Below are 7,382 nucleotides of genomic sequence, written 5' to 3'. Positions count from 1 at the left end.
TGTGCCCCGTAGCCTTTATCTCTACGAGGACCTCGGCGCCTCTGGGCTCCTCTAGCTCCACCGTCTCTATGCTAAGTGGCTTCTCCGCCTCGAATGCTACCGCCGCCTTTATCTCCATCGCTGCTCCCCGTCCGGTTCTTCAGAGCGCACTACAAACTCGCTTGCAAGCAAGCGTGGTCTTCAAAGAGCGCCACGAGTGTTGCTGCGGCAGGGTCCCATCGCGAGTTGCGCACGCCAATCTCACCCTTAATCGACTACGATAACAGTTTAAGGTAGACAAACTGCTGAGGCAAACATATAGTAATAACTTACGCTAACGCTTATAGGCGTAGAGGGTATAAATACATCTCTTGGGAAAGGAGATTAAACAATGAGCGAAGGATTTCGTGCAACCGGGGGGTGTCGTTGCAACACCGATCCGGTACGCTACGAGTATACTAAGGAGCCTTTCGAGGTTCACTATTGCCTGTGCACGGACTGCACCGATATCAGCGGCGGAGCGCTGGCTCTCATAGCCGTGGTGGAGCGCGATACATTCCGCATCACCCAGAACGAGAACAAAATCAAGAACTTCGACACCAAGGAGACGGCCCACCGCAAGTTCTGCGGAGACTGTGGCTGTCACATGTTTCTGGAGGTAGACCCGTTTCCGGATCACGTGCTCGTCCACGTTCCGACGCTGGATCGGGACTCCGAAGTTGGAGGAGAGCCGGACCGCTGGGTATTTACGGATTCCAAGCTGGAACTGGTCCAACTCCCCGACGATGGCCTGCCGCGGCACCCGGGATGGGCCAATAGCCCGATAGCGTCTTGAACTAGCACTGTCGCGCGGTGCGCTACGCAGCACACAGGTCCCGTAACGAGCTGGCTAGAGTTTGTTTAGTCGGCGGATTTTGTATTGTCGGCGCAGGTCTGGACACGATGGGATAGATTGTCTAACCCAATAACTAGAGCGTCTGCCAAGATTAGAGAAGCTCTGGTAAAGGCGATGGGCAGGGTGCTCGATGCTATCATCGACGGGGATGCCCGAGGCTTCTTCGAGCATGCCGGATACCGGTAAGATACAGGTCATACTGTGAAATATGCTGTATGGCCTCTTCTCCAGTATCGAAGATCAAAAGCGCGGCTACGGTTCCGAAGGTCTCTTCTTTTGCGACGAACATCGTCTCGTCCACCACTGTCAAGGCTGTCGGAGCGTAGAAGTTACCGCCTTCCTAGCACGAGCCCTTTGCCGATCCGTTGGTTGAGCCGTCGTTGCGCTCGCCGCCTAGCGCTATCCGGGCACCTTTCTCCTTCGCGTCCGTGACATGGCGCTCCACCTTCTCTAGGGCTCCGGGTCAGATAAGGGATCCTACGCTAATGTCTTCTTGAGGCCGTCGCCGACGTTTACGCACCGCAGCCCAGGTAGCTTCACGGTTTCATAGGCTATGGAGTCGATCTTGCGCTGCACGAGAAACTCGGTGAGTTCCTTGTCCGCAGCCAGATGCAGGTAGGTGAAGAGCCCCTGGCCCTCTTTGAAGAGGCCGTACTCAGAGGATACGCCTTCACGATAAAGGATGGCTCCGCGAACACCTCTCCGGCCGAGGAAGCCACTTTGACTCCGGAGCCTTCCTGGACCAGGACCTCGTGGCCCTGGTGCATTAGCTCCGCGGCCCCGTCGGGCTGCAGCCCGACCCGCCGCTCGCTGTCCTTTACCTCCGATGGTATGCCTATCACCCTGGCCAAATCTCTCCTTTCACATCGCGCCTTCCACAACCGCACTCAGGCTTCGAGGTTGCTCATCACGTGCTTTACGCGGGTGTAGTCTTCGAGAGAGTACATGGAGAGGTCCTTGCCGTGCCCGGAGTGCTTGAAGCCGCCGTGGGGCATCTCGCCTACCAGCGGTATGTGAGTGTTAATCCACACGGTCCCGAAGTCCAGTCTCCGGCTTACCCGCATGGCCCGGCCGTGGTCGCGGGTGAACACGCTCGAAGCCAGTCCGTACTTGACCCCGTTCGCCCACCTCACGGCCTCCTCTTCGTCGGAGAACGACTGCACGGTTATTACCGGGCCGAAGATCTCGTTCTGCGAGGCCTCGTCGTCTTGGCGCAGCCCGGAGACTACCGTGGGGGCGTAGAAGAAGCCTCTCTCCCCTACCCTCTGGCCTCCGGCCTGAACCTCGGCGTGCTCTGGCATCCTATCTACCATACCCGCCACGTGCTCTAGCTGATTCTCGTTGTTTAGCGGCCCGAAGAGTGCGTCCTCGTCGTCAGGGCCGCCGGTCTTCGCGTCTTTTGCCTGCTCTGTAAGGGCGGAGACGAAGTCATCGTAGGCTCCGGGGGCGGCGAGTACCCGGGTTGCGGCGGTGCAGTCCTGGCCGGCGTTGAAGTAGCCGGCGATTGCTATCGCCTCCGCGGCGGCCTCTATGTCGGCGTCGTCGAAGACTATGATCGGGGCCTTTCCACCGAGCTCCAGGTGTGCGCGCTTGAGGCCGGTGGCCGCGCTCTTTGCGACCTCCATGCCGGCCCTTACGGAGCCCGTGATAGAGACCATCTCGGGCGTGTCGTGCTCTATCAAGAGCCGGCCCGTGTCCCTATCGCCGCAGATCACGTTCAAGACACCTTCGGGCAGGAACTCCGAGGCCAGCTCCGCGAGCATCAGGGTGGTGCGCGGGGTGGTATCGGAGGGCTTTAGGACCACGGTGTTGCCGGCGGCTATCGCCGGGGCGAGCTTCCAGATCGCCATGAGCAGCGGGTAGTTCCACGGCGTTATCTGGGCGCAGACCCCGATGGGCTCGCGCCGGACGTAGGAGGTTAGGCCCTCCATGTACTCCCCGGCGGACTTGCCTTCGAGACACCGCGCCGCGCCGGAGAAGAACCGGATCTGCTCCAGCATCATCGGGATCTCTTCTTCCATGTGGAGCCCGATGGGCTTTCCGGTAAGCTCGGCCTCGGCGCGCATGAACTCCTCGGCCCGGTCTTCGAGGGCGTCGGCTATGCGGATCAGGGCAAGCTGCCTGTCTTTGGGGGTACTGTAGCGCCAGGTCTCAAAGGCCTTCTCCGCGGCCTCGAAGGCACCGTTCACGTCGGCCTCTCTAGAGGCCGGGGCCTGGCCGGAGACCTCCCCGGTCGCCGGGTTGATGAGGTCGTAGCCTTCGCCGTCGCGGGTATCCGTGTACTCCCCGTTCACGAAGTTCCGCAGGTTCTGTACGTTGCCTGACTTGCCCGCCTCTGTGGTCATTCCGTGCTCCTCCTTTTGCTCATCATTTGCCCATCCATGCTTCCCTTACGCTTTGCCTGTCTTGCTCTGGGTTTTTTACCCGCCTCACGTCAACGTTGCCCGGACAGCGGATAATCGTTCATCCTCTCTGCCTCCATTCATTGTCCGCCGGCGTGGCATGCCGAACCGTGGCCGTTACTGCTGGGCGGCACGTCTAGAGCCGGGTTGCGGTCGAAGAAACCCACCGGCTTGAGCCAGAACGAGACCGTGTCTACCGGCATGACGGGCCAGTCCTCCGGACGGGGTATGTGATGCACTCCGAAGACGTACCAGAGCACCACGTCGGTGTCCTGTATCTGGCGGTTCCGCTGCGTCCACTCCGGGAGCCCGGTGTCAGTCTCGGACTGGGTGGGAAGCTCGCCCGCCGGCCACCGCTCCTTCTCGCTATAGGGGGTTACCCACAGGGTGTGGCCTATGACCCCAGCGCGCTGGAGCACGGGCGAAGAAGGATCCAGCATGGCCGGCATGCAGGCGCCCGGGACGAGCTTGTAGCCTACCTGCGTCCCGAGGCCGTTCTTTACCCCGTCGTTGACCACCTTCCAGTACCGCTGGGTGCTCCACTCGTAGTCCTGCTTCCCCTCTTCCTCGGTACGAAGCGGCGTGTTGCGCTGCATCATGGCCAGGCCGTGAGGGTTCTCCCGGCTCGTCGGCAGCACCACGGACTCCGACATGTACACGGTATTGTCTTCCCCGTCCACGTCTAGGTCGAGCCGGGCCACCAGGAAGTGCTGGTGGTGCGGGGCGTAGGTACGATTATCTACCAGAGTGCCGTGGAGCGGCTCTTCCCCTTCGGCTAGCGGGGTGGTGACCATGATCCCGGTCGCCCGCACCTCGCACTCTATGTTGCCGTCCTGGTAGAAGCGCCAGTAGGTGATGTACTCGTAGTTTGCGACGGTAACGTGGAACGAGACCACGAGCCGCCGGCTCCGGCGTACCTCGGTCCCGGCCCTCTCGTCCACGTGCTTCCAGAGGACGGCGTCGTCCTCCTCGTGGATGCAGATGGCGTTCTTGATCTCGTACGGCTCGCCGCGGGAGTCGTGGAGCACCGCGTCCAGGTAGCGGATCTCACCCAGACAGTCGCAGCCTAGCTCGAGGGAGGTGGTCATGAACCCGAGCCCCCACTCCCCGATGTCGAAGGCGGTGCGGCGGTAGTGATCCACGCCGGGGTCAAGATACGGCACGACCATCTCGGCGAAGGACATCCGGTGCGCCACTGGCCGCGTCCTACCACCGTCCTCGTAGCCGACGGTGTGAAGGACCAGACCCTCCCGGTGGTTGAAGCCCACGCGCATGGACCAGCCCTGCCACCCGAGCTCGTGGCCCTCCAGGGTAAACGACACCCCTTCGGGCTGTGTGATCTCCAGCGGCTTGAGCTCCCGCCGCTCTGCACCGGGCAGGTGCCGGGATACGTGCCCGGGCACGTACTCGCCCATGAGCTCCGGCTCCCCGACCCGGTACTCGTCCTCGACCTCCAGCAGCTCCATGCCGTTGAGGTCCATTATGAAGTGGAGCCCGCCGACCAGGTGCGCGTACGGGTTGGAGGCCTCTCTCTCCCGCCGCCACACGTCCACCCAGCCCACGCGGCGGCTGCGGTACTGCTCTGGCACCAGCGCTCCGCCATAAGCCCAGACGTCGAAGAGGACGTTGTCCAGGTCCGTGATACCGCGCCGGGAGAGCGCCTCGGCGGCCCTGGGGTCCCGGTGCAGCGCCTCGTCGCACTCCTGGTACTCGTCCACGGTTACGTTCGGCTGCTCTCCGGGGCGGTGCTCCCACGAACTTACGTGGGCCTCCGTAAGGGAGACTACAGCCTTATATGTCTGACCGTCTGCCGGATTCCAAAAGATCGCCACCGCCTCTCTAGATGGCCGGCTATCCGGGGCGTATTCCTTGAGCGCCTGTTTGGACGGCTCTTTAAGCTCTATGGAGGCGAAGCGCCACCGTTCATCTACTCCCTTCTCTTTACGCAAAGTCTCGACCGTCCGCCGGATCTCACTCTCGGTCAACGGGTCTAGCGGATGCTGTGCGATCGCCGCGGTTTCTCTCGAAGATGTTTCGCTCATAGGTTTCTCTTCTCCACTCTCTCGCTCTCGGCCATCCTCACCTATCTTCTTCCGATTCTCCCACCAACTCCTCTTCTGTTACGAGCGATGCTGTGTCGCGAGTTAGGGTCTCGCCCCGGAAGAACGCCGGCGCGCGGAGCCGCCAGGCGAACATGAGCACGATGCCGAGCAGGAGCAGGCCGACCCCGAGGACGAAGACGTTGCCTATACCGAAGATGGTCCCGCCGGTGCCGTAGGCCGGGTCCCAGGTATCTATGGCCGTCTTGACGAACAGGATGGCGAGCATTATCCCGCCAAGTCCCGGGAAAAGGCCCTTGAACAGGAAGTTTTTCAGGCTCGCGAGGAGCTCCCCGCGGAAGTACCAGACACAAGAGAAAGCCGTCAGCGAGTAGTAGAAGGCGATCATCAGCCCGAGCGAGTAGATCGTGTCTACAAGGACGTTCTCGCTGATAAACATCATCAGGGTGTAGAAGATCGCCGTCGCCACCCCCGAGAACATCGTCGCGAAAGATGGCGACTGAAACCGGGGGTGAACCCGGGAGAAGTGCTCCGGGGCGGCCTTGTAGTACGACATGGCGAGCATCGTCCGGGCGGCCGGCAAGAACGTCGTCTGCAGGCTCGAGGCGGCGCTCGCCATCACCGCGAGAAAGAGCGCGATCCCGAGCCCGCCCATCACGGGGCCGGACAGGGCGGCGAACACGTTATCCTCGGTCGCCGGGTTGCCGAGACCGGCGCCCTCCGTCCCGATACCGGCGAACATCTGGGCCGAGATCGCGACCAGCATGTATATGCCGAGGATCGTGAGTATGGTCAGCAGGGCAGCCCGCCCCGGCGTCTTGTCGCTGGCCGTGGTCTCCTCGTTGACGGTTAGCGTGGTGTCCCAGCCCCAGAAGATGAAGATGGACAGAGAAAGCCCGGCCATGAACGCCGTAAAGGATTGTATGGCGAACGGGTTTAGCCAGCTCCAGGAGAACCCGATGGCGAGGCTAGATCCCCCGCCGATACCACCGGCGAACGCCATGGTTACGAAGAGCGCGAGGACCACCACCTGTAGCCCGACGAGCACGTACTGGAGCTCCTTGGTCGCGGTCATGCCCCGGTAGGAGATAGCCGTGGCCGCGGCGACGAAGACGAGGGTGGTTAGCACGTTTACCAGCGAGTTATCGCCCAGCGCCCCGATGCTCTGGCTGCCGAAGATATTGCCGAGCATCAGGTAGAAGAACGTTACTGCTACACCCACGAGGTTGGACAGTACGATCACCGTCGCCAGGACCAGCCCCCAGCCGCACATCCACCCTATGTGCGGCCCGAAAGCCTTCACGGTCCAGGTGAACGAGGTGCCGCAGTCGGGGGCGACGTTGTTGAGCTCCCGGTACGCGTACGCCACGAGCAGCATCGGGATGAAGCCCGCCAGGAAGATCGCCGGCATCTGCAGTCCGACCTCGCCGACGGTCGGGCCTAGCGTCGCGGTAAGCGCGTAGGCCGGAGCCACGCACGAGACACCAAGGACAACGCTGCCCAGAATACCGACTGAATCGTGCCTTAGACCTTTGTCTTCCTTGACTTCCGCGTCTGCGGCTATCTTGTTCTTGCTCGGCGACTCCGTCACCCTTTTGTCTCCCTTTCCAGAGTATCGGGATCGTTCATTTCCCTGGTTGTATTGGAAGCTGGACCCTCAGGCGCCGGGCCCGACGGTTCCCTCCACTTCAGGAGCAGGACCCGTGGGGTCAGACAGGTAGCGGGTGACCTGTACCTTGTTCTCGGTGAAGAACCTCACCCCGTCCTTTCCAGTGGCGTGCAGGTCACCGTAGAAAGAGTTCTTCACCCCGTTGAACGGAAAGAACGCCATCGGTGCCGCTACCCCGATGTTTACCCCGAGCATCCCGGCCTCCACCTCTTCTCTCCAGTGCCTTACAGCCGCCCCGTTCTCCGTGTAAATGGAGCAGGCGTTGCCAAAGTCCGAGCCGTTTGTGAACTCTATGGCCTCTTCTAAGCTGCCTACCCGCACCACCGAAAGTACGGGGCCGAAGATCTCCTCTCTCGAGACCCGCATCTCATCTGTCA

5 protein-coding genes and 3 pseudogenes are annotated in these 7,382 nt (G+C 61.7%); 1 reads left to right on the top strand and 7 read right to left on the bottom strand.

Annotated features, from left to right (window positions below):
• Positions 1 to 118 (bottom strand): annotated as a pseudogene (locus ABD53_RS18070) (S-(hydroxymethyl)glutathione dehydrogenase); the annotation flags it as partial.
• 252 nt (positions 119 to 370) lie between these two features.
• Here ABD53_RS18070 and ABD53_RS16280 point away from each other — a divergent pair.
• On the top strand, positions 371 to 814 hold the full coding sequence (locus ABD53_RS16280) for a GFA family protein (protein WP_053058168.1): 444 nt from the start codon (positions 371 to 373) through the stop codon (positions 812 to 814).
• Positions 815 to 1,010: 196 nt separating this feature from the next.
• On the opposite strand, the pseudogene ABD53_RS18065 reads toward ABD53_RS16280, so the two are convergent.
• The 6 genes and pseudogenes from ABD53_RS18065 to ABD53_RS15340 all read right to left on the bottom strand — a co-directional run.
• Positions 1,011 to 1,199: pseudogene (locus ABD53_RS18065) on the bottom strand (aldehyde dehydrogenase family protein); the annotation flags it as partial.
• Between the two features lie 445 nt (positions 1,200 to 1,644).
• Positions 1,645 to 1,716 (bottom strand): annotated as a pseudogene (locus ABD53_RS18060) (hypothetical protein); the annotation flags it as partial.
• Between the two features lie 45 nt (positions 1,717 to 1,761).
• Complete coding sequence (locus tag ABD53_RS15355; protein ID WP_047866714.1) at positions 1,762 to 3,219, bottom strand: gamma-aminobutyraldehyde dehydrogenase; 1,458 nt, start codon at positions 3,217 to 3,219, stop codon at positions 1,762 to 1,764.
• 137 nt (positions 3,220 to 3,356) lie between these two features.
• Positions 3,357 to 5,318 (bottom strand): primary-amine oxidase, encoded by a 1,962-nt coding sequence (locus ABD53_RS15350; RefSeq protein WP_047866713.1) that lies wholly within the window; start codon positions 5,316 to 5,318, stop codon positions 3,357 to 3,359.
• 37 nt (positions 5,319 to 5,355) lie between these two features.
• Positions 5,356 to 6,927, bottom strand: coding sequence for an APC family permease (locus ABD53_RS15345; RefSeq protein ID WP_047866712.1), 1,572 nt, complete (start codon positions 6,925 to 6,927; stop codon positions 5,356 to 5,358).
• A gap of 66 nt (positions 6,928 to 6,993) precedes the next feature.
• Positions 6,994 to 7,382, bottom strand: a 389-nt coding sequence (locus ABD53_RS15340) for an aldehyde dehydrogenase family protein (RefSeq protein WP_047866711.1), incomplete at its 5' end; no start/stop codon positions are given.

It is taken from the genome of Rubrobacter aplysinae (assembly GCF_001029505.1).
GTDB classification, from domain to species: Bacteria; Actinomycetota; Rubrobacteria; order Rubrobacterales; family Rubrobacteraceae; genus Rubrobacter_A; species Rubrobacter_A aplysinae.
The sequence above is the reverse complement of the archived record's forward strand: the minus strand, read 5'-3'. Positions and strand labels throughout refer to the sequence as shown.

Bases quoted from the DNA above. Each gene is read 5' to 3' on its own strand.
- ABD53_RS16280 (WP_053058168.1), top strand. From the start codon at position 371: ATGAGCGAAGGATTTCGTGCAACCGGGGGGTGTCGTTGCAACACCGAT.
- ABD53_RS15355 (WP_047866714.1), bottom strand. From the start codon at position 3,219: ATGACCACAGAGGCGGGCAAGTCAGGCAACGTACAGAACCTGCGGAAC.
- ABD53_RS15350 (WP_047866713.1), bottom strand. From the start codon at position 5,318: ATGAGCGAAACATCTTCGAGAGAAACCGCGGCGATCGCACAGCATCCG.